Annotated in this window: 25 protein-coding genes and 2 pseudogenes; 12 read left to right on the top strand and 15 right to left on the bottom strand. The window is 56.4% G+C overall.

Features of this window, described 5'->3' with window-relative positions; translation table 11 throughout:
- Nucleotides 1-21 precede the first annotated feature (21 nt).
- Nucleotides 22-906 carry a LysR substrate-binding domain-containing protein gene (locus ACOTW6_RS01530; RefSeq protein ID WP_213788785.1) on the top strand — a complete coding sequence of 295 codons (885 nt, stop codon included), beginning with the start codon at nt 22-24 and terminating at the stop codon, nt 904-906.
- Here the strand turns inward: ACOTW6_RS01530 and ACOTW6_RS01525 are convergent.
- The 4 genes from ACOTW6_RS01525 to ACOTW6_RS01510 all read right to left on the bottom strand — a co-directional run bounded on the left by ACOTW6_RS01525 (nt 897) and on the right by ACOTW6_RS01510 (nt 4,421).
- Entirely contained in the window at nt 897-1,811 is a 915-nt protein-coding gene (locus tag ACOTW6_RS01525; RefSeq protein ID WP_213788784.1) for a LysR family transcriptional regulator, read from the bottom strand. The two genes, ACOTW6_RS01530 and ACOTW6_RS01525, sit on opposite strands and share 10 nt — an antisense overlap.
- Before the next feature lies 1 nt (nt 1,812).
- On the bottom strand, nt 1,813-2,790 hold the full coding sequence (locus tag ACOTW6_RS01520; RefSeq protein WP_213788783.1) for an MBL fold metallo-hydrolase: 978 nt from the start codon (nt 2,788-2,790) through the stop codon (nt 1,813-1,815).
- A gap of 107 nt (nt 2,791-2,897) precedes the next feature.
- Nucleotides 2,898-3,782: an SDR family oxidoreductase gene (locus tag ACOTW6_RS01515; protein ID WP_022651207.1), complete on the bottom strand. Its 885-nt coding sequence runs from the start codon at nt 3,780-3,782 to the stop codon at nt 2,898-2,900.
- 111 nt (nt 3,783-3,893) lie between these two features.
- Nucleotides 3,894-4,421, bottom strand: a complete 528-nt coding sequence (locus ACOTW6_RS01510) for a GNAT family N-acetyltransferase (RefSeq protein ID WP_213788782.1) — start codon at nt 4,419-4,421, stop codon at nt 3,894-3,896.
- 131 nt (nt 4,422-4,552) lie between these two features.
- Here ACOTW6_RS01510 and treZ point away from each other — a divergent pair, with 131 nt between their 5' ends.
- The 3 genes from treZ to glgX are packed head-to-tail and all read left to right on the top strand — an operon-like array spanning nt 4,553 to nt 10,896.
- Entirely contained in the window at nt 4,553-6,340 is a 1,788-nt protein-coding gene (treZ, locus tag ACOTW6_RS01505; RefSeq protein WP_213788781.1) for a malto-oligosyltrehalose trehalohydrolase, read from the top strand.
- Complete coding sequence (treY, locus tag ACOTW6_RS01500; protein ID WP_213788780.1) at nt 6,337-8,805, top strand: malto-oligosyltrehalose synthase; 2,469 nt, start codon at nt 6,337-6,339, stop codon at nt 8,803-8,805. The genes treZ and treY overlap by 4 nt, the downstream gene beginning before the upstream one ends.
- 15 nt (nt 8,806-8,820) lie before the next feature.
- Complete coding sequence (glgX, locus tag ACOTW6_RS01495) at nt 8,821-10,896, top strand: glycogen debranching protein GlgX (RefSeq protein WP_421766221.1); 2,076 nt, start codon at nt 8,821-8,823, stop codon at nt 10,894-10,896.
- On the opposite strand, the gene ACOTW6_RS01490 is transcribed toward glgX, so the two are convergent.
- Entirely contained in the window at nt 10,893-11,441 is a 549-nt protein-coding gene (locus tag ACOTW6_RS01490; RefSeq protein ID WP_045142140.1) for a winged helix DNA-binding protein, read from the bottom strand. The two genes, glgX and ACOTW6_RS01490, sit on opposite strands and share 4 nt — an antisense overlap.
- A gap of 224 nt (nt 11,442-11,665) precedes the next feature.
- Here ACOTW6_RS01490 and ACOTW6_RS01485 point away from each other — a divergent pair, with 224 nt between their 5' ends.
- The 3 genes from ACOTW6_RS01485 to ACOTW6_RS01475 are packed head-to-tail and all read left to right on the top strand — an operon-like array spanning nt 11,666 to nt 14,376.
- Entirely contained in the window at nt 11,666-12,388 is a 723-nt protein-coding gene (locus tag ACOTW6_RS01485) for a DUF969 domain-containing protein (protein ID WP_003857121.1), read from the top strand.
- On the top strand, nt 12,385-13,371 hold the full coding sequence (locus tag ACOTW6_RS01480) for a DUF979 domain-containing protein (protein ID WP_017382341.1): 987 nt from the start codon (nt 12,385-12,387) through the stop codon (nt 13,369-13,371). Before ACOTW6_RS01485 ends, ACOTW6_RS01480 begins: the two co-directional genes overlap by 4 nt.
- 9 nt (nt 13,372-13,380) lie before the next feature.
- Nucleotides 13,381-14,376 (top strand): DUF2891 domain-containing protein, encoded by a 996-nt coding sequence (locus ACOTW6_RS01475; protein WP_015570513.1) that lies wholly within the window; start codon nt 13,381-13,383, stop codon nt 14,374-14,376.
- Between the two features lie 21 nt (nt 14,377-14,397).
- Here ACOTW6_RS01475 and ACOTW6_RS01470 read toward each other — a convergent pair whose 3' ends face one another.
- Complete coding sequence (locus ACOTW6_RS01470; RefSeq protein ID WP_421766230.1) at nt 14,398-15,786, bottom strand: MFS transporter; 1,389 nt, start codon at nt 15,784-15,786, stop codon at nt 14,398-14,400.
- Nucleotides 15,787-15,915: 129 nt separating this feature from the next.
- Here ACOTW6_RS01470 and ACOTW6_RS01465 point away from each other — a divergent pair, with 129 nt between their 5' ends.
- From ACOTW6_RS01465 to ACOTW6_RS01455, 3 genes are all read left to right on the top strand, one after another.
- Nucleotides 15,916-16,845: a LysR family transcriptional regulator gene (locus ACOTW6_RS01465; RefSeq protein ID WP_213788778.1), complete on the top strand. Its 930-nt coding sequence runs from the start codon at nt 15,916-15,918 to the stop codon at nt 16,843-16,845.
- 63 nt (nt 16,846-16,908) lie between these two features.
- On the top strand, nt 16,909-17,175 hold the full coding sequence (locus ACOTW6_RS01460; RefSeq protein WP_003857131.1) for a DUF1778 domain-containing protein: 267 nt from the start codon (nt 16,909-16,911) through the stop codon (nt 17,173-17,175).
- Nucleotides 17,163-17,648 (top strand): GNAT family N-acetyltransferase, encoded by a 486-nt coding sequence (locus ACOTW6_RS01455; RefSeq protein WP_003857133.1) that lies wholly within the window; start codon nt 17,163-17,165, stop codon nt 17,646-17,648. The genes ACOTW6_RS01460 and ACOTW6_RS01455 overlap by 13 nt, the downstream gene beginning before the upstream one ends.
- 177 nt (nt 17,649-17,825) lie before the next feature.
- Here the strand turns inward: ACOTW6_RS01455 and ACOTW6_RS01450 are convergent, their stop codons facing one another.
- Together ACOTW6_RS01450 and ACOTW6_RS01445 are read right to left on the bottom strand one after the other, a co-directional pair.
- Nucleotides 17,826-19,118, bottom strand: a complete 1,293-nt coding sequence (locus ACOTW6_RS01450) for a glycoside hydrolase family 28 protein (RefSeq protein WP_213788777.1) — start codon at nt 19,116-19,118, stop codon at nt 17,826-17,828.
- A 104-nt stretch (nt 19,119-19,222) separates the two neighbouring features.
- Nucleotides 19,223-19,414 (bottom strand): annotated as a pseudogene (locus ACOTW6_RS01445) (DeoR family transcriptional regulator); the annotation flags it as partial.
- Nucleotides 19,415-19,416: 2 nt separating this feature from the next.
- Between ACOTW6_RS01445 and ACOTW6_RS01440 the strand changes: the two are divergent.
- Nucleotides 19,417-19,530, top strand: a pseudogene (locus ACOTW6_RS01440) (GDP-mannose pyrophosphatase); the annotation flags it as partial.
- Nucleotides 19,531-19,614: 84 nt separating this feature from the next.
- On the top strand, nt 19,615-20,373 hold the full coding sequence (gene tam / locus ACOTW6_RS01435) for a trans-aconitate 2-methyltransferase (RefSeq protein WP_063132717.1): 759 nt from the start codon (nt 19,615-19,617) through the stop codon (nt 20,371-20,373).
- A 6-nt stretch (nt 20,374-20,379) separates the two neighbouring features.
- On the opposite strand, the gene ACOTW6_RS01430 is transcribed toward tam, so the two are convergent.
- The 7 genes from ACOTW6_RS01430 to ACOTW6_RS01400 form a co-directional block, all read right to left on the bottom strand.
- A complete protein-coding gene (locus ACOTW6_RS01430) occupies nt 20,380-21,570 on the bottom strand; it encodes a cytochrome c biogenesis protein/redoxin (protein WP_213788776.1) in 1,191 nt (396 codons plus the stop codon).
- Nucleotides 21,571-21,705: 135 nt separating this feature from the next.
- Nucleotides 21,706-23,001: an ATP-binding protein gene (locus ACOTW6_RS01425; protein WP_194302638.1), complete on the bottom strand. Its 1,296-nt coding sequence runs from the start codon at nt 22,999-23,001 to the stop codon at nt 21,706-21,708.
- Nucleotides 22,998-23,738, bottom strand: a complete 741-nt coding sequence (locus ACOTW6_RS01420) for a response regulator (protein ID WP_017382353.1) — start codon at nt 23,736-23,738, stop codon at nt 22,998-23,000. Before ACOTW6_RS01420 ends, ACOTW6_RS01425 begins: the two co-directional genes overlap by 4 nt.
- 44 nt (nt 23,739-23,782) lie before the next feature.
- Nucleotides 23,783-24,778, bottom strand: coding sequence for an alpha/beta fold hydrolase (locus tag ACOTW6_RS01415; RefSeq protein ID WP_213788775.1), 996 nt, complete (start codon nt 24,776-24,778; stop codon nt 23,783-23,785).
- Between the two features lie 145 nt (nt 24,779-24,923).
- Nucleotides 24,924-25,364, bottom strand: coding sequence for a GNAT family N-acetyltransferase (locus ACOTW6_RS01410; RefSeq protein ID WP_213788774.1), 441 nt, complete (start codon nt 25,362-25,364; stop codon nt 24,924-24,926).
- Entirely contained in the window at nt 25,361-25,969 is a 609-nt protein-coding gene (locus ACOTW6_RS01405) for a hypothetical protein (protein WP_213788773.1), read from the bottom strand. The genes ACOTW6_RS01410 and ACOTW6_RS01405 overlap by 4 nt, the downstream gene beginning before the upstream one ends.
- A complete protein-coding gene (locus ACOTW6_RS01400) occupies nt 25,969-26,931 on the bottom strand; it encodes a hypothetical protein (protein ID WP_213788772.1) in 963 nt (320 codons plus the stop codon). Before ACOTW6_RS01400 ends, ACOTW6_RS01405 begins: the two co-directional genes overlap by 1 nt.
- Between the last annotated feature and the right edge of the window lie 16 nt (nt 26,932-26,947).

Below are 26,947 nucleotides of genomic sequence, written 5' to 3'. Positions count from 1 at the left end.
TATCAATAGTGAAGGCACAGTATGCAGTTTCGACTGATGCGCAATTTTATCGTGGTGGCGGAAGAGCTTCACATGCATCGTGCGGCGGAGCGCCTTAACATGGCGCAGCCCGCACTGAGCCAGCAGATAAAAACGCTGGAAGATCGTCTGGGGGTAATGCTCTTTAGCCGGGCGAATCGTCGCCTGACGCTGACGCCAGCCGGTGAGGCATTTCTCAGTAAAGCCAGAGTCGCGATTTTAATGACCGATCAGGCGATTCTGGATGCCAGACAGACGGCCAGAGGGGAACAGGGCGTGCTGAATCTCGGATGTGTTTCAAGCGCAATATTCGACAGTAAGCTGCCCGCCGCGCTGCGGCTTTTACATGAGAAATGGCCAGCTATCAGCCTTTCCATGATGACGGGAAACGTGCAAACCCTTTATACCGGCGTGCAAAGCAACCAGCTGGATGTGGCCATTATTCGTGCCCCGTTACCGCTATTGCCTGACGATCTGCAAAGCCGTCCTTTCACAACGGAAAAAGCCGTGCTGGCCTTACCTCGTCAAAACAGCCTGGCGGGCTCCGCCGCGCTGACGCTTGCGTCGGTGAAAGAGGAGAAGTGGATTGCCCTGCGCGACCCGGAGGGGATGGGGCTGGAGCAATATTTCTATGATGCCTGCCACAGCGCGGGCATACAGCCTGACGTTGTGCAAAATGCCACCGATGTCCCCACGGTGATAAGCCTCGTCTCGGCAGGGTTTGGCATCGCCATGCTGCCCGCCTCAGCGAAGGCGATATGCGTACAAAACGTCGTCTTTGTGGATATTCTTGACCGACTCCGGGAGAGCGAGCTGACGCTGGTTTGCCACCGGATTATTCGCTCTGAGGTGCTGAAAAAATTGATGAGTATCCTCGATCACACCTGACGTCCGGCGGCCTGAAGAAGCTGTTCACGTAGCCAGCGGTTAGCCGGATCCTGGCTGTTTTTCGGGTGCCAGTACATACCGATGACGATCGGCGGCAGATCCAGCGGCGGCGGAAAAATATCAAGCGTTTGTGTGAACCGTACCAACATGCGTCTGGGTAGGGTGCAGAGCAAATCGGTACCGGCAACAATCGCAGGCGCCATCGCATAGCTTTGCGTCGACATCACCACGTTACGCTGGTGGCCAAGCCCCGCCAGATGCTGATCGACAAAGCCTGCGAACGGGTCGCCCTCGGATGAAACCACCAGATGGGAAAGGCTGCAATAGCTTTCCAGATCCATCGGCCCCGTACCGCGCGGATGGCCTTTACGCTGGGCGGTGGCATATTCATCGTCAAACAGCTTGCGTCTGACCCATGCATCGTGCGCCCCCGCATTAACGCCGACATAAATATCCACATCGCCATTTTCCATCTGTGCTGGCAGCAGCGGGGTTTCCGGGAGCGCAAAACGCAGGCGGATGCCTGGTGCCGCAGCGCTAATCTGATTCTGCAACTCTGCCCCCAGCATCAGCGCCGGGTTCTCGTGCAGGGCAATCACAAAGGTGCGGTTGCTGTTCTGCGCGTTGAACGTGGTGGGTTCAAGCATCGCCGATATGCCCTGCAAAACCGTCGCGACCTGCGGCCTTAACGCCTCGGCGCGCGGCGTCGGTAACACCCCACGTCCGTGTGGGGAAGGGACAAACAGCGGCTCACTGAACAACACGCGCAGGCGCGCAAGGCGGGCAGACATCGCCGGCTGGCTGATGCCCAGCCGCGCGGCCGCATGGGTGATATTCTGGTCCCTGAGTAACGCATCCAGCGTCAGGATCAGGTCCATATCCATATCCATATCGGAGGGGGACATCTTATTTTGCGTCACGGTTGGTATAGGTCACCGGAACCCACGCGTAGCCTTCCCGCTCACCTTTCGTCACATAGCCGATCCCGGGGAAAGGCAGATGTGGCGCCGCAATCAGATCTTTGTTTTTCACAAACTCAGCGAAAGCTGCGTTGCGTACCCGGGCGGCGCCGTCCTGATCCTCATCGTAAGCAATCGTCACGTTGGGCTGCGGGAACTGAACCGCGGCAACGTGAATGATGTCGCCGACAAAGGTAATTTTTTCACCTTTGCTCTCCAGCGTGTAGAACGCGGAGCCTGGGGTGTGGCCCGGGTGTACCGTACCGCTGATGCCCGGCAGAAGCTGTTCCGTCCCGGAGAAAGTCTTCACTTTTCCGGCGTCAAGATAGGGCTTTAAGGTCTTGCGCGCGACGTCGAAGTAGTTCTGGTCATAGCCGGACTTTTTCTGGTTCTCGTCGTTAAAGAAGAAATCGATATCCGGTTTGCCGACATACACCTGCGCGCGGGTAAACACGCGCTGACCGTCTTTAACCAGGCCGCCAGCGTGATCGGAGTGCGCATGGGTGATCAGGATATCGGTAATATCCTGCGGTGTAATGCCCTGCGTCGCCAGGCTCTCAATCAGCCGTCCGCCTTTGCCGGGGCCGAAGAGCTGACCGGAACCGGTATCCACCAGAATTTTGTGGCCGGGGATGGCGATATAGAACGCGTTAATCGACGCTTCCACCGGATTGGCCTGGAAGTTTTTAGCCAGTAACGCATCGGTATTTTCCGCCGTCGTCCGGCGCAGTAAGGCGTGCAGATCCTGCGGCACGCTGCCGTCCGTAAAGGCGGTGACAATCGTATCGCCAACCTGAACGCTGTAGCCGCCAGCCTGCTGTTTCACCACATGCTGCGGAACGCTGGCCACCGCGTGGATCGCGGGAAAGAATAAAACCGAACCGGTCAACAGGGTTGATATCGCAAGTTTTTTCACAGTAAACATGATGGGCTCCTCAATAGTAAGTTCATCATAGTTCAACTGAGATTTTTGAGAACAGCAGGGAAGTGAATGTGACCTATCCATGGAATGGATAGGTCTGAGAGGATGCTTTACAGTACGCCGGTACCGCCGTCAGAGCACCACACTTGCCCGGAGGCGTATGAGCAGGTATCGGAGGCAAACAGCACATACAGCGGTGCGATTTCAACCGGCTGGCCCGGTCTGCCCAGGGGCGTATCTTCCCCGAACTTCTGAACTTTGGACTGCGGCTGACCGCCGCTGGACTGAAGAGGCGTCCAGTATGGACCTGGCGCGACGGCATTCACCCGAATGCCACGCGGTCCCAGCTGCTGGGCCAGAGACTTGGTAAAGGCCACGTTACAGGCTTTGGTCTGCGCATAGTCCACCAGGATCGCGCTCGGTTTGAACGCCTGAACGGAAGTGGTGTTGATGATCACGGCGCCTTCCTGCAAATGGCGCAGCGCAGCTTTGGTGATCCAGAAGGGGGCATAGACGTTGGTCTTAAACGTCGCGTCAAAATCTGCCGTGGTGAGATCGTCGATCGATTCGCAGTACTGCTGGCGTCCGGCGTTGTTCACCAGGATATCCAGGCCACCCAGTTCCGCGACAGCTTTTTCCACCAGCGTATCGCAGAACGACTCCACGCGAATGTCGCCCGGAATGGCGACCGCCTTACGGCCTTCAGCCTGAATCAGCGCTATGACCGATGCCGCATCGGACTCCTCTTCCGGCAAATAGCCAATAGCGACATCTGCACCTTCACGGGCATAGGCGATCGCTACCGCACGACCAATTCCGGAATCACCGCCGGTAATCAGCGCTTTTTTTCCTGCCAGTTTTCCTGACCCGATATAACTTGTTTCACCATGATCCGGTATTGGCTTCATTTCCGATGCCAGCCCGGGGGCCCTTTGCGGTTGTTCAGCAAACGGTGGACGAGGGTAATGCAGCGTGTGATTATTTCCTGTAGACATACCGGCCTCCTTAATAGTGAATTCCAAGATTAGTCGTTAATTAAACGTAAGCGGGCAAAATTGACAAATTCAGACAAATCTATCTTCCGGTAGCGGATATAAAATATTTTCTCAAGCCAGCATGTAATACCAGAAAAGGGCGACCTCATCTTTTTCCGGCAGGGCATTGTAAAGATAGCGATCGTAACCGCCCAGAATAAATCCGTAGTGACGATAGAACAGACAGGCAGAAACATTAACGTTTTGCGTCTCCAGCCGTAAGCCGGGCGCATTGAGGCTTCGCGCCCAGACGTGGGTGGCGGACATCAGCTTGTGCGCCGCGCCCGTACGGCGTTTTGTACGCTCCACGGCAATGTAATCCACCGAAATAAATTTATTCCAGTTGCAGGACGCGGTAATAAAACCGGCGATTTCACCGTCATCCGTTTCGGCGATAAGAAATATTGAATCCGGATGAACGCAATGATTTTCCAGCGTCTGGAGATCCAGTTCATAGGTTTTAAGATAAGGTTCGGTCAGCGCCTCGATATGCAAATCACCATTGAGAAATGGCTCTCTGGCAATCTCATCAACCGTGAAAGAAAAATCACAACATTCAAGACGGGCGAGGTCGGTACTTAATCCTTTTCGAATATGCATAGTATTCCTTAAGTGGGAGTAATAAATAGATAATAGACGAAGCGGCATACCCTGCTGGCATAACACTCTGTAGATCCTGGTCTAAGCTTGTATTTCGTTCCGCGTAAAATGTGGTCATTCGAGGACAATGAATGGAATTCAGAACATGTCGCAGGCACTGGGGTGCTGAGTTTATTTCCGATGACGTTGTACGTTTTCGCGTCTGGGCAGAAGGGCAAAAAGATCTTACGTTGCGTTTAACCGATACCGACATTCCCATGGCGGCGGTGGGCGACGGCTGGTTTCAGATTGACGTGCCCGGCGTCAGGCACGGTACGACATATCAGTTTGTTTTACAGGATGGAATGGCGGTGCCGGACCCGGCCTCGCGCGCGCAGCAGTCGGACGTCAACGGCCCGTCGGTGGTGATCGACCCGCGTCGCAGCCTGCCCACTCAGCGGGAATGGCAGGGACGACCGTGGGAAGAGACGGTGATCTACGAGCTGCATATCGGCACCTTCACCGGGGAAGGAACCTTCAGAGCGGCCATCGACAAACTGCCTTATCTGGCCGAACTGGGTATTACGCAACTGGAAGTGATGCCCGTGTCCCAGTTCGGGGGCGCGCGCGGATGGGGGTATGACGGCGTGCTGCTGTATGCCCCGCACTCAGCTTATGGCACACCGGATGATTTTCATGCCTTCATCGATGCCGCCCACGCGCTCGGGCTTTCCGTGGTGCTGGATATTGTACTCAACCACTTTGGCCCGGAAGGGAACTACCTGCCGTTGCTCTCGCCGGCGTTTTTCCATCAGGATCGCATGACCCCGTGGGGCAACGGTATTGCCTATGAGGTTGAGGCCGTCCGGCAATACATCGCTGAGGCGCCGTTATTCTGGCTCTCGGAGTATCATCTTGACGGTCTGCGCTTCGACGCCATCGACCAGATCCATGACGACGCTGAGACCCATATTCTTCCTGAAATAGCGCAACGGATCCGCGACGCATTTCCGGATCGGCATATCCATCTGACCACCGAAGACAGTCGCAACGTGATTTTCCTGCATCCGCGTGATGAGCATGGTCAGACGCCGCTTTTCACCGCCGAATGGAATGATGATTTTCACAACGCCGCGCATGTCTTCGCGACCGGGGAATCACACGCCTACTATCAGGATTTTGCCTTTGAGCCGGAGAAAAAACTGGCGCGGGCGCTGGCAGAGGGCTTTGTCTACCAGGGGGAAATCTCGCTTCAGACCGGAAAATCGCGCGGGGTAGAGTGTCGTGAGCAACCCCCACAGTTTTTTGTCGATTTTATTCAGAATCACGACCAGGTCGGCAACCGTGCCCAGGGGGAGAGGCTTATCTCTCTGGCAGGCGCGGATAAAACGCGCGTGCTGTTCGCGGCGCTGCTCCTGTCGCCCCATATTCCGCTGCTGTTTATGGGGGAGGAGTATGGCGAAACGCATCCGTTCCTCTTTTTCACCGACTTCCACGGCGACCTGGCGAAAGCCGTGCGGGAAGGGCGCGCGAAAGAGTTTACCGGCCATGCCGGGCACGATGACACCGTACCGGACCCCAATGACGTAAATACCTTTATGCGGTCGAAGCTTGACTGGAACAAGGCAGACACGGAGGAAGGCAGGGCGTGGCTGCACGTGACGCGCGAACTGATTGCGCTGCGTCAGCGCTTTATCGTCCCGTTACTGAAACAGCGGGGCGCCGTGGAGGGTAACGTCCTGCAAACGGCGCTCGGCATGGTTGCCGTGAACTGGCGTTTTCCATCCGGCACGCTGTCGCTGGCGCTGAATATCGGCAAAAAGCCGCTCGCCTTACCGGACCTGCCCGGAAAAACGATCTTTAGCTGGCCGGAGGCAGTCGATAACCTGCCGCCGAACAGCATTATTGTTCGCTTTGCTGATGGAGAAGCAGCGCTATGATCCCTTCCTCTACTTACCGAATTCAGTTTCGCAACGGCATGACCTTCGATCGCGTGGTGGACCTGATTCCGTATATGAAAGACCTTGGAATCAGCCATCTTTACGCGTCGCCTGTTTTCACCGCAACCACGGATTCCACCCACGGCTATGACGTGACCGACCCCAACGAAATCGACCCGGCGATTGGCGGGCGGAAAGGGTTTGACCGCATGGCGGCAGCGCTGAAACAGGCGGGGATGGGGCTGATTCTGGATATTGTTCCTAACCATATGTCGACCTCGCTGGAAAACCGCTGGTGGCGCGATGTTATCGAGCACGGCAGGCAGAGCCGCTATGCGGCGTATTTTGATATCGACTGGTCCCGACCGCTGACGTTGCCGTTTCTTGGCGACACCTTTGAAGCCGAGCTGGAGCGGGGGGCTATCACCTTAAAACGTGACGGTGTCACTAACAGCGCAGCGCTGGTTTACTATGATACCGCCTACCCGCTTAATCCCGGCACGTATGCCGAAGGCAAGAGCATCGCTGAGATCCACGAGGCGCAAAGCTGGCGGCTGATGTCCTGGCGGGAAGCGTCGAAACAGCTTTCATGGCGGCGCTTCTTTGAAATCACCGGGCTGGTCGGCGTGCGGGTAGAGGATGAGGCGGTCTTCGCAGACACGCACCGCCTGATCCTTGAGCTTGTCCACGCCGGGGTAGTCGACGGCCTGCGCATTGACCATGTGGACGGGCTTGCCGATCCGCTGGGCTATTTGCAGCGCCTGCGTGTGGCGACCGGGCCGGATTGCTACATCACGGTAGAGAAGATCCTCGCCAAAGGGGAACAGCTTCCTCCGGAGTGGCCGGTCTCGGGGACCACGGGCTATGAGTTCATCGCCTCGCTGGCGGAAGTGCTGGTGGACGATACCAACCTCTCGCGACTGGAGACGCTCTACGATGAGACGCTGGGTACGACCGTGGACAGGCAGGCGGAACTTCGCAAAGCCAAAGGGCTGATGACCGATCGTAATTTTGAAGGTGAATTTACCACGCTGCTCAAAATAGCCAGCGAGCTGGCCGGGCATAACGGCGCCGAAGTGGAGCATGAGGATATCCGCCATGCCCTGCGCGAGCTGCTTATCGCGTTTCCGGTGTATCGCACCTACGGCACCGGAGAGGGGCTGACGCCACCGGATGTGGCGCTGCTAAGTCGCGTGGTCGCCAGCGTCGACACCTCTGAACCCGCGCTCAGCCTGATCGTGCATATTCTTACCGGCGATCTGCCGGAGCATGACCACGCGCTGGCCTCGCTTTTCCGCACCCGTTTTCAGCAACTGACCGGGCCGCTGATGGCGAAATCGGTAGAGGATACGCTGTTCTTCCGCCATAACCTGGAGCTGGCCCTGAACGAAGTCGGCGCCGACCCGACGCCGCGCGCATTTTCACTTTCCCGTTTTCATCAGGAGATGCGCATTCGTCTTGCCCGCCAGCCCGATGCGCTGCTGGGAACCTCCACCCACGACACCAAACGCGGCGAGGATGCGCGAGCGCGTCTGTATACGCTGACGGAAGCGCCAGATCTGTGGGGAGAAAACCTGGCGCGCTGGCGGCAGATGAACCAGACGCAGGTCCGATTCCTCAACGACGGTACCGCGCCGAACGCCGCCGACACCTGGATGATCTTCCAGGCGCTGGCGGGCGTCTGGCCAGCCACGCTGTCGCCTGACGATCGTGATGGCCTTAAGTCACTGGAAGAGCGTTTCCTCGGCTTTATTGAGAAAGCCCTGCGCGAGGCCAAGCAGCGTACCGACTGGATCGACAGCAACGAAGGGTACGAGAGCGTGGTGCTGGACTACGTGCGCCATCTGCTTTCCCCGGACAACACCCTGTTCCTGCGCGATTTCAGTGCCGCACTCCAGCCGTTTATTCGGGCAGGGTTAATGAACAGCCTGAGCCAGACGGTGATCAAGCTGACTGCGCCCGGCGTACCGGACATCTACCAGGGCAGCGAAGGGCTTAACTTCAGCCTGGTCGACCCGGATAACCGCCGCGAACCGGATTTCACCGCGCTGGCGAAAAATCTCAGCACGGCGGATGCAGCACTCTTTAACGATGCGCAACGCTGGCGAGACGGCAGCGTGAAGCAGTACGTCACCGCCACGCTGTTACGGCTGCGGCCGCATTACCCCGCGCTTTTCCGCTATGGCGACTGGCTGCCGCTGAAGGTGACCGGCGAGCGGGAGGAGAATCTGATTGTTTATGCCCGCATAAAAGATGACGAGGCGCTGATCGTCGCCGTGCCGCGTCTGGTGTTTGACGTCACCGACAATGCGATGCTGTGGGCCAATACTACGGTGGCCATACCCCAGGAGCTGGCCGGGAAGCACTACCGGGATCTGTTTACCGGTGAGCGCCGCCTTCTGCCAGAGACGCTGGATTTAACGTCTGAAAAGGGATGTTTGTTGGTTCTGCTTACCTGCGACTAATCGAGGAGAACAAAAATGCCAAAGGATACAACGTTTGAAATTCGGGCCGGTCATGGCCAGCAGTTGGGCGCAAATTATGACGGGAAAGGGGTGAACTTCGCCCTGTTTTCCGCCCATGCGGAGCGGGTGGAGCTGTGTCTGTTTGACCCTTCGGGAAAAACAGAAATCGCTCGCCTGGAACTGCCGGAATATACCCATGAGGTCTGGCACGGCTATGTACCGGATCTGAAACCGGGGGCGCTGTATGGTTACCGTGTGTATGGCCCTTACGATCCGGAGAACGGTCACCGCTTCAATCCCAATAAGCTGCTTATTGACCCCTATGCCCGTGAACTGGTGGGTGACATTGAGTGGAACGATGCCCACTTCGGCTATGAGCTGGGACACGATGAGCTGGATCTCAGCTTTGATACGCGAGACAGCGCGCCGTTTACGCCCAAATGCAAGGTCATCGACCCCAATGCCGTTGACTGGCAAGACTCCCGCCGACCCGATATCCCGTGGCCGCATACCGTGGTCTATGAGAGCCACGTCAAAGGTTTTACCCAGCTTAACCCGGCTATTCCGCCTGAACTGCGCGGTACGTTTGAGGGGATGGGGCATAAAGCGTCGGTGGAGTACATCAAAAGCCTCGGGATTACCTCGGTCGAGCTGCTGCCGGTTCACTGGTTCCCTGACGATCAGCACCTGCTCGATCGCGGTCTGAAAAACTTCTGGGGCTATAACTCGCTCGCTTTCTTTGCGCCAGCGTCCCGCTATTACGGCCCGGCGGGGATCCAGGGTTTTCGCGACATGGTGCGTGCTTATCATGACGCGGGCATTGAGGTGATCCTCGACGTGGTCTATAACCACACGGCGGAGGGCAACGAGCTGGGGCCAACCCTGTCGTTTAAGGGAATTGATAACTTCTGTTATTACCGCACCATGCCGGATCAGCACCGGTATTACATCAACGATACCGGCACCGGGAACACCGTTAATACTTCGCACCCGCGCGTGTTGCAGATGGTCATGGACTCCCTGCGCTACTGGGCGGAATCGATGCAGATTGACGGTTTCCGCTTTGATCTCGGGACCATTCTCGGACGTGAGCCGGAGGGGTTCGATCCACGCGGCGGCTTCTTCGATGCCGTGACCCAGGATCCGGTGCTGTCGAAGCTGAAGCTCATCGGTGAGCCGTGGGATATCGGCCCCGGCGGGTATCAGGTGGGGGGCTTCCCGCCAGGCTGGGGTGAGTGGAACGACAAATACCGCGATACGGTACGTGAATACTGGAAGGGGGATAACGTCTCTAACGATTTTGCCGCCCGTCTGTTAGGGTCCGGTGATTTGTACGATCTGCGCGGGCGTCGTCCGTGGGCCAGCGTCAATTTTATTACCGCGCATGACGGCTTCACGCTGAACGACCTGGTGTCGTACAACGTGAAACATAACGCCGATAACGGGGAAGATAATAACGACGGACATAACGATAACCGGTCGTATAACTACGGTGAAGAGGGGCCTACGGAGAACCCGGATATCATCGCCACCCGCGAGCGGCAAAAGCGCAACTTCCTCACCACGCTCTTCTTCTCCCACGGCACGCCGATGCTGCTGGCAGGCGATGAGTTTGGCCGGACGCAAAAGGGCAATAATAACGGCTATTGTCAGGACAGCGAGATCTCCTGGGTAAACTGGGAAGGACTCACTGAGAACGACGAGAAGCTGCGCGACTTTACCCGTCGGTTGATTGCCCTGCGCGCGACGCAGCCGCTGCTGCGACGTGAGAACTGGCGCGACGGGCTGGAGATCCGCTGGTTTAACGCCGGTGGCGGACCGCAGCAGTCGGAACAATGGGACGAGGGTTCCACCCTTGGTCTTGCCATCAGCCGTCCCGATCTTGAGCAGGAAGAGGGCGTCTGGCACGACGTGCTGATGCTGTTTAACCCGTTTGAAGGCACGGTGCCATTCCAGATCCCGCAGTTTGGCGAAGGGGGTTGGGTGCTGGAGCTTTCGACGGCGGATGATGCCCCCACAGGGGAAATCATCACGGAATCCGTCGATTATGAACTGGCCGGGCGGAGCATGTCGCTTTTCCGCCGTCCTTAAAGCGAGGCCGCCGCGCGTGCGGCGGTATCATACAGGGAGGAGATCGCGCGGAGTAACTGCGCGGTCTCGCCAATCGACGCGCCCGGAATACCGCTTTCCGCATGAATGTTGATCAGGCAGGCCTCCCGCACCTCCCGGTACTTCATGCACAGCGCTTTTCCCTCCGCCGTAGTGGAGAAAAAAAGCTCTTTTCCGGCTTTCTCGCTGGTGACATATCCCGCCTTAACCAGCTTTTTCAGCGCATACGTCACCACGTGGGTATCTTCCACGTTCAGCACAAAGCAGATGTCGGCCAGCTTTTTCTTGCGGTTGCGGTGATTCACGTGGTGCAGAAGCGAAACGTCAAAGGCCCCCATATCCGGTTCACCCGCTGCGGTCATGCAGCGCACCATCCATTTGTTAAACGCATTGCTGGTCATGATCAGCGCATATTCCAGCTCTGATAATTCAGCACACCGCTCTGAGACGAGATGACGGGAGGAGACGATTCGCCCGTCCGCAATATCGTCGTGGTTCAATGCTGTCGTCTTTTTCTTTACTGTCATAACGATCCTTCCCCCGAAATGTAAACCCGTCGATAAAATAAGAACATTTTATTGATAAATTGTTTACATGTTTTTGACGTTCAGATATAGCTTTTTAGTGCAGGTTCTGTGGAGCCTGACGCAAAACACAACATCGCGCGCCGTAATGCACCGGCTTCGCTCTGCTGCGAAGTATAAAAAATAGCCGTCGGCGCGCAACGCTCACTTTGGATAGGGTAACGTTTATGGACAGTTCTACACTGTTGCCACTTATCGGGATTCCGGTGGTGGTTATTGGTTTTGCACTGCGTTTCAACCCGCTGCTGGTTGTCGTGGTGGCGGGGCTGGCGACGGGCCTGCTGGTTGGCATGGATTTCGGTATGCTGCTGGAAACCTTTGGCGAAAAGTTCGTGAATAGCCGATCGCTTGCCACCTTCATTCTGATCCTGCCGGTGATTGGCCTGCTGGAGTATTACGGGCTGAAAGAGCGCGCCCAGGCCTGGGTCGCGAAGATCGCCAGCGCCACCTCGGCGCGTATCCTGATGCTCTACTTTGTTGCCCGCGAAGGGACGGCTGCGCTGGGCCTGATGTCCCTTGGCGGCCACGCGCAAACGGTGCGTCCGCTGCTGGCGCCGATGGCGGAAGGGGCTGCCCTGAATGAATACGGCGAACTGCCGCAGACTATCCGCGACAAAATCAAAGCCCATGCCGCCGCGTGTGACAATATCGCGGTTTTCTTTGGGGAAGATATCTTTATCGCCTTTGGCGCGGTACTGCTGATTGATGCGTTCCTGAAAGAGAACGGGATCGAGGGGATCGAACCGCTGCATATCGGCCTGTGGGCCATTCCGACCGCTATTGCGGCACTGATCATCCATATGACGCGTCTGCTGCGCCTCGATGCCAGCATTCGTCGCGACGTGATGGCCTGGAAAGCAGAACAGGGTACGCAGGAGATCGCACCATGATGACCCTCATTACCATTAACCGCGTGTACTACCTAATCGGCTTCGTCGTGATGCTGCTGGTTGTGATGACCCTTCGCGATCGCGCTAACCCGAAACGCTATACCACCGCGCTGTTCTGGTTTCTGTTCGGCGGGATCTTCCTGTTTGGCGATCTGATGGTGCAGGAGCTGGGTAAGTCGCTGGCGTATCGCATTATTGGCGGCGCCGTTATCGTGATTGCGCTGCTGGCCGGTTTCGGGCTGGTCGGGAAGGGGCACTATAAAATGTCCACCGAGGAGGAGCGTGTTGCCTCGTCGAACCGGCTGAAAAACTGGCTATTCTTGCCCGCGCTGATGATCCCCGTGGTAACGGTCATCGGGACGCTGTTTCTGAAAGGCGTGTCGATTGGCGGCGTTTATCTGCTCGACCAGAAACAGCTTACGCTGGCGGCGCTGTGCGTGGCCTGCGTGGCGGCTATCCTTACCGGCTGGTGGCTGACAAAAGGTACGCCGCTGCATGCGGTGCGTCAGTCGCGTCGGCTGGTCGATACCATTGGCTGGGCGGTGATCCTGCCGCAGATGCTCGCCATGCTCGGCGGGGTGTTTGTGGTGGCGAATACCGGCGAATCGGTACAAAAGGTGGTCAGCCTGTTTGTTAACCCGGACAGCCGCTTCATGCTGGTGGTCATTTACTGCGTGGGGATGGCGCTGTTTACCATGATCATGGGTAACGCCTTCGCAGCCTTCCCGGTGTTAAGCGCCGGTATCGCTCTGCCATTCCTGATTAACGTCCATCACGGTAACCCGGCGCCGCTGCTGGCTATCGGTATGTACGCTGGCTATTGCGGCACGCTGATGACGCCGATGGCCGCCAACTTCAACATTGTGCCCGCCGCGCTGCTGGAGCTAAAAGACAAATATCAGGTTATCAAGATCCAGATCCCGACCGCGTTAACCCTGCTGGTGGTGAACGTGTTCTTAATGTATTTCCTCGTGTTTCGCTAAGGAGCTGCAATGGAATTAACGCAACATCAGGCTGACGCTTTCGCCAGAATGCCGTTGACCTATTTACGTCAGGAATACCCGAACCACATTATGCATCTGCTCAACGATGACGGCGACGTTCTGCCGCCTCGCGAGCTGCACCCGATCTTTTACGGCTGTTTTGACTGGCACTCTGCGGTGCACGGCTACTGGCTGCTGCTGCGCTGCCTGCGTCTCTGGCCCGAACTGCCGTGCCGGGAAGAGATCATCACTCTGTTCGAAGAACACCTGACCGACGAGAAGGTGGCGAAGGAGCTGGCCTATTTTACCGCGCCGTTCCGCGCGTCGTTTGAGCGGCCTTATGGCTACGGCTGGCTGCTGGCGCTGGCGCAGGAGCTGAAACAGTCGTCACTGCCGCAGGCGGAGCGCTGGTACCAGACGCTGCAACCGTTAACGCGGGATATTCGCCAGCGGCTGGTGGATTACCTCAGCAAGCTTACCTATCCCATCCGCGTCGGAACACATTACAACACGGCGTTTGCGCTCGCGCTGGGTCTGGATTATGCCCGGGCGGTGACGGATGACGGGCTTGAACAGGCGATCCTGGACGCGGCGACGCGCTTTTATCATACGGACACGCAATATCCGGCGCATTATGAGCCGGGCGGCGACGAGTATATCTCCGGGGCGCTGACCGAGGCCCTGCTGATGAGTAAGGTGGTAGAGAATTTCCCGGCCTGGTTCGATGCGTTTCTGCCTGAAGTGGGTGCCGTTTCAGCGCTGATGAACCCGGCTGAGGTAAGCGACCGCACCGACCCGAAAATCGCGCACCTGGACGGGCTTAACCTCAGCCGCGCGTGGTGTATGAAGCACATTGCCCGCGCCTTGCCGGAAAACCACCCGGCGCAGCAGGCGTTACAGGATGCCGTTGCGCGCCATCTCTCGGCAAGCGTGGAACATGTTGTCGGCAGCCACTACAGCGGCGGCCACTGGCTGGCGAGTTTTGCGCTGCTGGCACTGGAGTAGCGCTTAGTTATATTTTCGCGCTCATCCTGTTTCCGCAGGATGAGTGATTTTACGCAACCGGCTCGCGCTGACGACGACCGCTATCGCAGAAGCCGCGGCGGCGACCCACAGTGCAAGATGAATTGACCTTTCATCTGCCGCCAGTAGAACGGCCACGGCGGCGGCCCCCAGACACTGCCAGAACGTGCGCATAATGGATAAAACACCGGATGCATAGCTCGCATGCTCACGAATAACGTTGGAGAGCATTTCACGGTTATTGGGACTCTGAAAGCAGCCAAACCCCACTCCGCACACCAGACTCCGCAGGCAGATATCCCACACTGAAGGGCGGTCGGGTAATGTCGCCAGCAGGATCAAACCCACGACAAAAATCACCAGCCCCAGGGTGGATATCGCCGGGGCTGAAATCGTGTCCGCCCACCGGCCTGCATGCGGCGCAATCAGTACGATCCCTAACGGCCACGGCGTAAACAGCAGGGCAGACAATACCGGACTGTAGCCGTATTCGCTCTGAAACAGGAAAGGCAGTGCAATAAAAGTGATCCCCTGGCTGACAAAAGCAATCATCGACGTGAAGGCCGCGAGGGTAAAACGTTCATTTTTAAACATCGTCGGTGGCAGTAAGGGGTTATCCGCGCGGCGGATCTGCCAGATAAACGCCATGCCGCTCAGCGCAGCGAGCACCGTCCAGCAAAGACTGCCAAGGTGATAAGTCGCGTCCTGGAGGCTGTTCGCCGCCATGATCGTCGACCCCAGCAGCAGCGCCGACAATATGGCGCCCGGAGTGTCGAAGGGCGCTTGCTTTCGAACAGCCTCCCGCGGCAGCGCTTTAAACGCCAGCACTAAGGCGAGGGTGCCGGGAACAACGTTTATCGCAAACAGCCATTGCCAGCTCAGGGTGTGAAGGATCGTTCCGCCCAATACCGGGCCGATAGCGGAGCTGGAGGCGATGAGCAGGGCGTGCAACCCCAGAATGCGGCCAAGCAATCGCCCGGGAAATATGGACCGCAGGATTGCGGGGGCAATACTCAGCGTCGCCGCGCCGCCGATCCCCTGAAGCACGCGCATACCGATAAGCACTTCGGATGTATTCGCCAGCGCGCAACCCAGCGATGTCAGGGTAAAGGTCGTCAGACCTGCCAGAAATACGAGGCGATAACCCAGGCGGGCCGCAAGCGCCGCGAATATCGCCAGCGTCATCGCAGCCGCCAGCAGATACCCGTTGGCGAACCAGACGGCAATACTGGCAGGTACCTGCATCTCCTGAGCCATGGAGGGCAGGGCAATGTTGATCATGGTGCCATCAAACACGCCCATTAAGGTGGTGGTCATTATTGCGGCCATCACCCGTGCGCGCGCCGGGCCGGGCAGTCCTTCGTCGCCGGGTTGACTGGAAAAGAGCGTCATCATAGTGTCCTCTGAGAAGCGTGTATGGATGACAAAACTATAAAGATGGCTTTTACAGGGCGGAAGGCGCACCATTTGCACTTTATCGTTGCACGAAACGCCTTATCTGAATGAACAGGAATGAGCGCTATGACCGATCCTGATTTTAATTTACTGATTGCACTCGACATATTGCTGAGCGAAGCGAGTGTCGCAGGTGCGGCACGTCGGCTGAACCTCAGCACCTCGGCCATGAGCCGGACATTAAGCAGGTTACGCGACGTTACAGGCGACCCGATCCTGGTGCGCGCCGGACGTAACATGGTACTGACCCCGTGGGCCGAAGCGACCCGGGATCGCGCCAGGCGTGCAGTGCACGAGGCCAGGGCGGTATTGCAGCCCTCAACCGAAACGTTCAGCGCGCGAAGTCTGGCGCGTCTTTTTACCATCAGGGCAAACGATGGTTTTGTGGTAGCGTTTGGGCCTGCGCTTATAGCGGCTGTGGCCGACGCCGCGCCGGACGTCTGTATACGCTTCGCGCCTAAGCCGGAAAAAACGTCGCGCTATCTTCGGGAAGGGCTGGTTGATCTGGAGATTGGCGTCCAGAGCAATATGGGGCCTGAAATACGGCTGCAACGGTTGTTTGAGGATCGGTTTGTGGGCGTCGTGCGTAAGGGGCACCCGCTGGCTACGCAGGCAGACATACACGTGGACGATTATGTCGCCTGGGGCCATGTGGTCGCGTCACCCGAGGGCGCATTGCACGGATCCGTTGACGATGCGCTGGCCGAACTGGGGACAAAACGTAAAATCGCGAGCGTCGTACCGGGATTTCCGACGGCACTGTCCGTGGCGCTGGCATCAGATCTTATCGCCATGATACCCGCGCTCTATTTACTCAATCAGCAGGTAACGGACCAGGTACACGTTTTCAAGCTGCCGTTCAAAAGCCGTCGTATTACGGTATCGCAGATGTGGCACCCAAGAATGGAACGCGACCCTGGTCACCGTTGGCTGAGAGAGCAAATTCTTGCGATATGCGGTGTGGAGAGGTCAGACATGATTAAGGGCGCTGTATAGCGATTGCTATACACAGCGCTTATGCTATGCTTGTAAAGCAATTGCTATACAAGAGGTATGCCCATGAAATCAGATGTTCAACTCAATCTCAGAGCCAAAGAATCCCAGCGGGCGCTTATTGATGCCGCCGCAGAGATCCTCCATAAATCACGTACAGACTTCATTCTGGAGATGGCCTGTCAGGCAGCCGAGAATGTGATCCTCGATCGGCGTGTATTCAATTTTAACGATGAACAGTATGCCGAGTTCATTGACATGCTCGATGCCCCGGTCGCGGACGATCCGGCCATAGAAAAACTGCTGGCAAGGAAACCGCAGTGGGACGTGTAACAGCACCAGAGCCGTTATCCAGCGTTCATCAACTGGCGGAGTTCGTCAGTGGAGAGGCCGTGCTTGACGAATGGCTAAAACAAAGAGGTCTGAAAAACCAGGCGCTCGGCGCAGCCCGTACGTTTGTCGTTTGTAAAACAGGCACGAAGCAGGTCGCGGGATTTTACTCTCTGGCTACCGGCAGCGTTAACCATACGCAAGCGACAGGGAATCTGCGGCGTAACATGCCGGATCCCATTCCCGTGATTATTCTTGCTCGTCTGGCTGTCGATGTCTCGTTACGCGGAAACGGGTTGGGAGCCGATTTACTCCACGATGCGGTTTTACGCTGTTATCGGGTAGCTGAGAATATCGGGGTGCGGGCGATTATGGTTCATGCACTCACTGAGGAAGCCAAAGCGTTTTATATCCACCATGGTTTCAAAGCATCGCAGACTCAGGAACGAACACTGTTTCTCAGGCTTCCTCAGTAGAGGCACAGGGAAGGGGTGGGATTCGATGGGCTTATCTGACGAGGGATAGGCTTCATAATATCTCATTTAACATAATATACATTATGCGAACTAAGATTAATTAAGAACAAATCCAGCCGTTTCGGGCCCATCCTTGTTCTGCTCATTCAGCGCATTATGTCCATCATTTCTATGCCCTTAACGTTCGTAACTGTCGTTACAGTCTTGCGTGTTCTCCACGGCAGTCACCTGCACATTCTGAAAGCGCAACCCATCCACACCGGAAATTTTCCCGAACTCTGTCGCGTCAATCAAAATACCCTCCAGCGTTAACCCAGCCACAGGACGCTCCGGATACCCCTCAATGAAAAATGCCCGCGAGAAATATTTGTTGTCTGAGCGATGCGCCGTCATATTTTTAATCGTCAGTCCGCTGACCGCAGTAAGACCGGCTTCGCCCTCGACGCCATCAGCCAGCTTGCGCCAGTGTTCTGGCTTATCAGATAAATTGCTCTGGCCGCCATAGCTGTACTGCGGAAACCAGTTCAGCTGGATCAGCACCGGAAAACGCACGTCCATAAGCCGTAAATTTTGGACGGTGATATCACGGATAAACCCGCCCCGGTTGCGGGCCGACTTAATGCGAAACCCGACGCCCGTACCGTTAAACGCATTATCTTCTATCAGGACGCGTTCAATGCCGCCTGAGGTTTCGCTCCCCAGCGTGATCCCGGACCCCTTATTCAGCGTACATCCGCGGACCACTATATCCCTTGCAGTACGTGCTTTTTGCGCCGCTTCGCGTCCTCGTCCTGATTTGATGCAGATATTGTCGTCATTACAGGAAACAATGCAGCGTTCAACCCGCACCTGTTCACAGGAATCGATATCAATCCCGTCGGTGCTCGGCCCCGCAGAATTGCTGATTTGCACGCCCTCAACCGTGATATGGCGCGAATAACAAAGGTGCATGTTCCAGAATCCGGACTCCCGACTGGTAACATCACGCAGCAGAATGCTCTGGCTTTCAAAGACCAGAATATTGCGCGGGCGCTGACAGTCGTAATCAACCACCCAGCGCAATCCTCTGGCGCTGTAATCGCCGACCATGCCGCTGCGCTCGTCATCGCCCCAGAAGCGTTGCCACCAGATAACACCCTGCCCGTCTATCGTGCCTGTACCGGTAATACTGACGTTTTCACAATCGATGATATTAATAATGCCTGCCGGCCAGCGCATATCAATGCCCGCCACCCGGGTGTTTATCAGGGGATAATCAGCCAGATCCTGGCTTCCAACGAGCTGTGCGCCAGCGTCCAGGCGAAGCGAAACACCGCTTTTCAGGAACAGTGCTCCGGTCAGAAAACGGCCTTGCGGAATAACAATGACATCGTTCTGTTGAGCGCTATTTATGGCCTGCTGAATGGCAGACGTTGACAGGCGTTGCGCGGTTGGGTCCGCGCCGCACGCCAGAATGGAGATCGCTTTCATGGCTTGTCCTTAAACAGATGAAAGCCTTAGTTTAGAAATCCGCCAGAAGGATAACCTTTGTCTGTTTGACAGCCATGCGGTCAGGCTGGCAAAAAAGCGGATATTTACTGGCTTGCGATCACCGCAACGCCCTTTTCTTTCAGAGCGCTCACCCAGCGTTCATCCGTTGTGTTTTCAACAACCAGCGTATTCACCAGCGACAGGTCGCCAATCACAAACGCCGAGGCCGTGTTGATCTTTTCCGGTGAGGCCAATACCACCGTTTCCGCCGCTCTGCCGGAAAATGCACGTTTGATTCGACGTACTGGAAATGACGCTGGACGACGCGCTTCGGGGCATTGAAAATGGGCAGATTGTCGACGGAAAAACCATCATGCTGCTCTATCACCTGGCCCTGAAAGGCATTTTATAATCTCACCATTAGCCAGATACCTTCCCCGGCACAGGTATTTGCCTGTGCTATTCTTGCTGAACACCTCAACATGGAGATGCGAAAATGGCCGACTGGGATCCCTCTCTTTATCTACAGTACAGCGCAGAACGCACACGTCCCGCCGCAGAGCTACTCGCCCGGGTGCCGCTTGCTGACATAACCTCTGCCGTGGATTTGGGCTGCGGGCCAGGCAACAGCACCGCGCTGCTGAAACAGCGCTGGCCTTCTGCGCAGATCGCTGGCGTGGATAACTCCCCGGCCATGCTGGAGGAAGCCCGGCAGGCCCTGCCAGACTGCCACTTTGTTGAGGCGGATATCCGGCACTACAAACCTGACCAGCCTCTCAGCCTGATCTATGCTAACGCCTCATTGCAATGGATCCCGGACCATTACCACCTTCTGCCGCACCTGGTTTCACTGCTCCAGTTAAACGGCGTGCTGGCGGTGCAAATGCCTGACAACTGGCTTGAGCCGACGCACGCCCTGATGCGTGAAGTTGCCTGGGAACAGGGCTACCCCGATCGTGGCCGCGAGCCATTGCCGGGTATCCATGCCTACTACGATATTCTGACGGAAGCGGGATGCGACGTGGATATCTGGCGCACCACCTACTTCCATCAGATGAGCTCTCATCAGGCGATTATCGATTGGGTCAGCGCGACGGGGTTACGGCCGTGGTTACAGGATCTCAGCGAGAGCGAGCAGAAAAACTATCTGAAACGCTATCTTGAGCTGCTGGAAGAGCAGTATCCACTCCAGGAGAACGGGCAGATACTGCTGGCTTTTCCGCGCCTGTTTATGGTGGCTCAGCGGGTTCCGTAAGCCGGATCAGGAACGTGCTTCCTTGAGCAACTGCTGAATCACGGCCTCCTGCTTGTCGTAGTTCCCCTCGCCAAACGCGGTGTAACGCAGTTGCCCTTTCGCATCGAAATAGTAATGTGCTGGCCAGTACTGATTTCCGAACGCGCTCCAGATTTTGTAGTTATTATCCGTCACTACGCGGTACGGCAGCTGCCATTTGTTGACCGCGTTTTTCACCGATGATAACGGCTTTTCCCAGGGGTATTCCGGGGTGTGGACGCCAATCACTACCAGACCTTCAGACTGATATTTCTTCGCCCAGTTACGCACGTGCGGAAGCGTGTGCTGGCAGTTAATACAGTCCCAGGTCCAGAAATCGATAAGCACAACTTTCCCCCTCAAGGACTCAGACGTGACAGGGTCACCGTTTACCCAACCCGTACCGCCGCTTAATGACGGTAGCTGGCTGCTCGGCGTCGCGTCAGCGACCGGTTGCAGTTTCACCTGCGTGGAGGATGGTTGCGCCAAGCTCAACAGGGCGTTTTCCAGCTGGTCGGCAATACCGTTGGCACCTTTCAGGGCTGAGGTCATCCCGCTGGCGTTGAACGCAACAGCGGCTAACATCATCACTCCCGCTCCCTGACGCAAACGCGCCATCAATGCGGATTTGGCTCTCAGAGGGGTTATCAACTTACGGCCCCCCGCAACAAGCAGCCCCAGCATCAACGCGCACCCACTGCCGTAAGCGGCTAACAGCGCTCCAGTTGCGATGGCCGAGTGGCCCGCAATATTAATGCTGAAGATCGCCCCGAGAATCGGTCCGGCACAGGGGGACCACAGCAGTCCAACGGCCAGCCCTGCCAGAAAAGCCGAAACCAGGCCGCGTCGCTGCATGCTGTGGGTGTTGAGAACGTTTCCCGCGCTGACCGCCGGGCGGGCAATGCGCTGAGCAAACTGCGGAAAGATCAGGGCCAGGGCGGCAATGCTCAGTACCAACAGCGCAATCCAGCGACCGATAACGGTGGCGTCAGCGATCCACTCGCTGGCAACCGTTACTACCATCGCCACCAACGTGAACATCACAATCATTCCCGACAGAAGCGCCAGAATGTGTTTGCGCTGCCCCTGAAAGCCAGCGAACAGCAGAGGAATGACGGGAAGCGTGCACGGACTGAGCAGGCTAATCATGCCGCCTAAAAAAGCGATTATCAGAAACATAACGACCTCACGATACGGTTGCTGCGAAGGTGCAGTGAGGTCATTTCACCGTACGAATGTGTTCAGGCCGTGTGCGAAAAGCTGAATTTTGTCTGCCTGCGTATCGGCGCGGCGTGCAGATACACAGGCGTACAATTAACCGCGCGGAAGGGTTACGCTTACGGCCAGCCCGCCCTCCGCCCGGTTTGCAAGCTGCAATTTCCCGTCAAGCTGGGCGGTGAGCTGCGCGGCAATGGCGAGGCCTAACCCGGTGCCGCCCGTTTCCCGGTTGCGCGACGTTTCAACCCGGTAGAACGGCTGTAACACCGCCTCCAGTTCTGCCTCCGGGATGCCAGGGCCGTTATCCATAATGCGGATCGCGACCTGCCTTTCATCTTCATCAATCTCTATTACCGCGCTATCGCCAAACTTCAGCGCATTATCCAGCAGGTTGGTCATTACCCTGCGCAATGCCTGGGGACGAGTGACGATCGGCAGACGCGCATTGCGTGCATGAAACTGCACGTTTTTACCAATGTCCTGATAATCACTGGCGATGCTGTTAACCCACGCGTTCAGCTCCAGCTTCAGCGTGGTCTCTTCCAGGGATTCTGATGACCGGGCATAGGCAATCCCCTCCCGTACCAGGCGCGACATATTATCCAGGTCGCTCAGCAGCTTATCGCGGAGTTCGGGCTGATCCGCCATTTCGATCCGCAGCTTCATGCGCGTGATGGGCGTCTGGAGATCGTGAGAAATGGACGCCAGAATCTGCGCGCGTTCACGCAGATAGGTCTGTATCCGCGACTGCATCTCATTAAAAGCGTGCGCTGCCTGGCGCACCTCAACCGGACCTTTTTCAGTCATCGGAGAATGGGCCGCAGGATCGAGGGAATCAACCGCGCGCGTGAATAGCAGGAAGGGCCGGACAACCTGGCGCACGGCAATCCAGGAGCAAAGCGCGACAAGTAACAGCTGAAGAACCAGCACCACGGGCAACCAGCTGGCGACAGGCGGCATGCGCGGGATCAGATCGATGGTGAGCGGTGCGCCGTCGCGAAGCGACAGATGGGCCTGAATATGGGAAATCGGCCCTGGCACCGTCGTAAAATGGAGCGGATATTGGGCTGAAAGCGTCTCTTTCAGGGTGCGAATCGCATCCCGCGAGCGCTTGTCCGTTGGCGCGGCGCCTGCCTCGCCGGGGCCAAGGATATAACGATAATTACCGCGACTGAGCCGTTCCAGCCACTCTGGCCGCTCTTTGGCCGGAAGCCGGTCGAGAATAGCCACGCTGGTCGCCACGTCGTTCTCAAGATTGCCCAGCATAACCGAACGCGCGCTGCGCATTCGCTCAACCATGACCAGCGTCAGGCTGAGCGCGTTAGCCAGCAAGAGCCCAAGCAGCACAATGATCAGCAGCCGGGCCAGTAAGGTGCGGGGCCACAGCGTCATTCATTGGCCTCGACGATGGTCACCGGCATGGTAAAGACGTAGCCCTCGCTGCGAACGGTTTTGATGTAGGCGGGCGTGCGGGCATCTTCATTCAGACGCTGTCGCACGCGGCTCACCAGGAGATCAATTGAACGCTCAAACAGCTCGGCATCACGTCCCTGCGTCAGGTTCAGCAGCTGATCGCGGGTCAGCACCCGTTGAGGATGGTCAAGGAATACGCGCAAAAGGCGATATTCCGCCCCGCTGAGCGCCACAACCATCCCCTCGTTATCAATCAGATGACGCGCCACGGTATCCAGCTGCCATTCCCCGAACACCACCAGGCGCCCTGCCTCGGTCACCTGAAGATTCGGCGGCATAGTACGAAAACGACGCAGGATAGCTTTGATACGCGCCAGCAGTTCGCGGGCCACAAACGGTTTCACCACATAATCGTCGGCGCCCATCTCCAGCCCCAGGATCCGGTCCGTGTCCTCGTTGCGCGCGGTGAGCATCAGGATCGGCAGATCCTTATGCCTGCTGCTGCGCAGCTGCCGACACAGCGTCAGGCCATCATCGCCGGGCATCATCACGTCCAGCACCACCAGGTCGATATGCTGTTTGTCGAGCACTGCGCGCATCTCTTTCCCGTTCGCAGCGCCAGAGGCGTGATAGCCGGATTTCACGAGGTAATCGACAATCAGTTCACGAATATCCCTGTCGTCATCGACGACAAGGATGTGATCAATATGCTCCACCGCAGGCTCCTGATTAAGAGGTAACGGATTGAAAATAGCACATATCAGAGCTTATCCGCGTCGACAACGGCGTTAACAAAGTCCTGCGGATCTTCCTGCGGCGGGTTGTGGCCAACTGTTGCGCCGAAAGTACGGTGCTCATATTTTCCGGTGAATTTCCCCGCATAGGCGGCGGGTGCAGGATGTGGTGCCCCGTTGTTACCGCCCTCGATGGTGATGGTCGGCACCGTAATGTTCGGCAGCGTAGCCAGCTTTTGTTCGTAGGCGTCATATTTCTGCTCACCCTTCTCCAGTCCCAGACGCCAGCGGTAATTACTGAGCGTGACGGCAACGTGGTCCGGATTATCGAGGGACCTGGCGCTGGCATTGAAGGTGGCATCGCTGAATTTCCAGTCAGGCGAAGCCTGGGACCAGATCAACCGGGCAAAATCGTGCGTATTTTTAGCATAGCCTTCCGCACCGCGCGGCGTGGCGAAATAGAACTGATACCACCACTGAACCTCTGCCTTCGGCGGTAAAGGCTGTTTGCCAATCGCCTGGCTGCTGATCAGGTAGCCACTTACCGAGACCAGCGATTTCACCCGTTCCGGCCAGAGCGCCGCAACGATATCCGCCGTACGCGCCCCCCAGTCATAACCGGCAAACACCGCCTGTTTGATATTCAGGGCGTCCATCAGGTTGACGATGTCTTTTGCCATTGCCGAAGGCTGGCCGTTTCGCGGCGTTTTATCAGAAATAAAGCGCGTGGTGCCGTACCCGCGCAGGGACGGCACAATGACACGATACCCCTTCGCGGCCAGCGCGGGGGCCACTTCTGCATAACTGTGAATGTCGTACGGCCAGCCATGCAACAGGATCACCGGTTGCCCCTCTTTTGGCCCGATATCGACGTAACCGACGTTCAAATCGCCAGCGTTAATCTGTTTAACCTGATTAAAAGCCGACGCGTAATCCTTACCCGTCGCTTCTGCGTGACAGGACATCACGGTGCCAAGTGAAACGGTCAGGGCGACGGCTGAGTATGCGAGTTTATTAAACATGATGTTATCTCCGGATAAGTTCAGTTGACGGAGATATAACACCATGCGTTTGTATAGGAGATGTGTGCGGATGCGGTTTTATTGCATACCTGTGTATGTATCACAGACGCAGATACAGTGTGATACAAACCCAGGTAGTAAACGACTAAAGCGAGATTCGGTACCGGACGTAATCGTCGGCTTCACCATAGTGGTCATACAGCTTACGCGCCGGATTGTTCATGCGGGTTACCCAGTAGAGTTTTGACCACCCTTCCCGCTTGCCTTCATCGATCAGGGCGTCGATAAGCGCTTTACCCGCCCCTGCGCCACGTTCGGCAGCGTCAACAAACAGATCTTCCAGATAGCAAACTGGCGCGGTTGACCAGGTCCCTTCATGCAGGACACACATGGCGAAGCCGATGACGCTGCCGTCTTTCTCCACGACCCGGCAAAACAGGGGTGATGAATCTGCGAGCGCCCTGTCCCAGGTGGCCGTGGTAACGGACTCGTCAAGGTAGCACTCATAAAAATGGGTATAGCCATCCCACAGCGGTCGCCATTGTGGGTAATCTTCTGCCTGTAACGGGCGTACGATGAGTGTCATGTGTTCCTCACATTATCCTTACCGCTCTTTAGGCGCATGATGCGAGCCAGCGTGGCAAGACGCTTCGAACGACAATATAGCGTGAACAGCACAAAGCCTCGACTGTTTAACACCATACGGCTAATTACCAAAGCGATCGTTGCAATGATCAGCTGCCAGCTACTGCCGTCAGAAATGGTCAGATAGTGAAGCCATTGCAGTACCGTTAATGTCAGCAGGATGATGAAAAGCGCTAAAAACCCTGTTAGTCCTGAAGTGTATCCCCGGGCAAGGAAGGCACTCGCGAGCATCAGGAAGATAAGTATCGCTAGCGATGGGACAAAAAAACTGAGTGCATGTAGCGATGGCGACATACTGGATATTGTCTGGAGAAATGGCAGCAAATTAAACGCAAAAATCACCAGAAATAGCGGTAATAATATCGCTACCGGATAAGCATTTTGCCGTGGCAGCTCACTAAGCGGGCGTGAAAAAAACCGCTCCAGTTCGGGTGTGGAATGGTTTAATAAGTCATTGTCATGACGGGCAATAGCGTCCTCAATCCGTTTTCCGTGTTGCAGGAGCTCGTAAGAAACGTGTCCGGTTAACAAGCGCAGAATTTTCATCAAAAAACCGCCAGTGACTGGATAGTACCGATAATGTATTTACTGGTGCGAGGTATGTTCCCTGGAGCGGCAATAACTCCGCTTACAGCGCTTCCTGCAAGCGCCGCGGCACTCGTTACAACTTGACCTAATTGCCTGGTGAGCTCAACCTGAACAGGACCCGTTGGGAATCGTTTTGGATAAAAGCCTGCTCGAATAAGCGCTTTGACTTCTTTATTGCTTATACCAGGGTTTTGAGCGCGAATAATTAATTCAGTCAGTCGAGCACGGTCCTGACGAGGATAACTTTTTAGCCACTCGGTTGCTTTCAAGGACGAAACGGATTTCATTGCGCGCCAGGTAGTAACAGCCTCTTTAAGTGCACCGCCTGCGCTTGCCAGAGAAATGACATCTAAGGAAGTGGATGTCGCGACATACCAGTCCTGGGTATCCAGCCAGGCGACATTGGCGCCGTCATTTTCAACCAAATCATAAATTCGATAAAGGCCATTCACACATTGCAGACCAGTGGCAGCCGTTCCGGCGTAGCCAATAGCGACCAATACGCTTCCCGCGCCTGCGGTAAGGGGAGTCGCTGCTGTTCCAGCGAGCATCACTCCGCCAGTTATGATCATCGCGCCACATGACAGAACGGTTGAGGCAATTTCAGTTCCCATGGAAGTAGAAGAAACTGCATCACTCAATGCTTTTCCTGCTGTGGAGGCAGACGGAAGCGAGGTGGCTTTAGTCACAATAACATGCGTTACTATTCCACTTTGCCCTTGAGGATGTCTTTTACCGGGTCGCACCAGGAAGCGTTGGGGGCCGTCAGAGTAAATGATACCCGCGTGAGCAAATTCACGATGACAGTCCATGGCGGCACCAAGCGCTTTAAAATCGAAATCCGCAGCCCCAACTCCCGACATTTTCGCAAAATCGTAGCCCGGTAAGTTTTTATCAAGGTTTATCCCAGGTAAAACCATACCCTTCTCCTTTTCA

Origin of the sequence: Enterobacter cloacae complex sp. IR5403, from assembly GCF_049238705.1 — a bacterium.
GTDB classification, from domain to species: domain Bacteria; phylum Pseudomonadota; class Gammaproteobacteria; order Enterobacterales; family Enterobacteriaceae; genus Enterobacter; species Enterobacter hormaechei_C.
The sequence above is the reverse complement of the archived record's forward strand: the minus strand, read 5'-3'. Positions and strand labels throughout refer to the sequence as shown.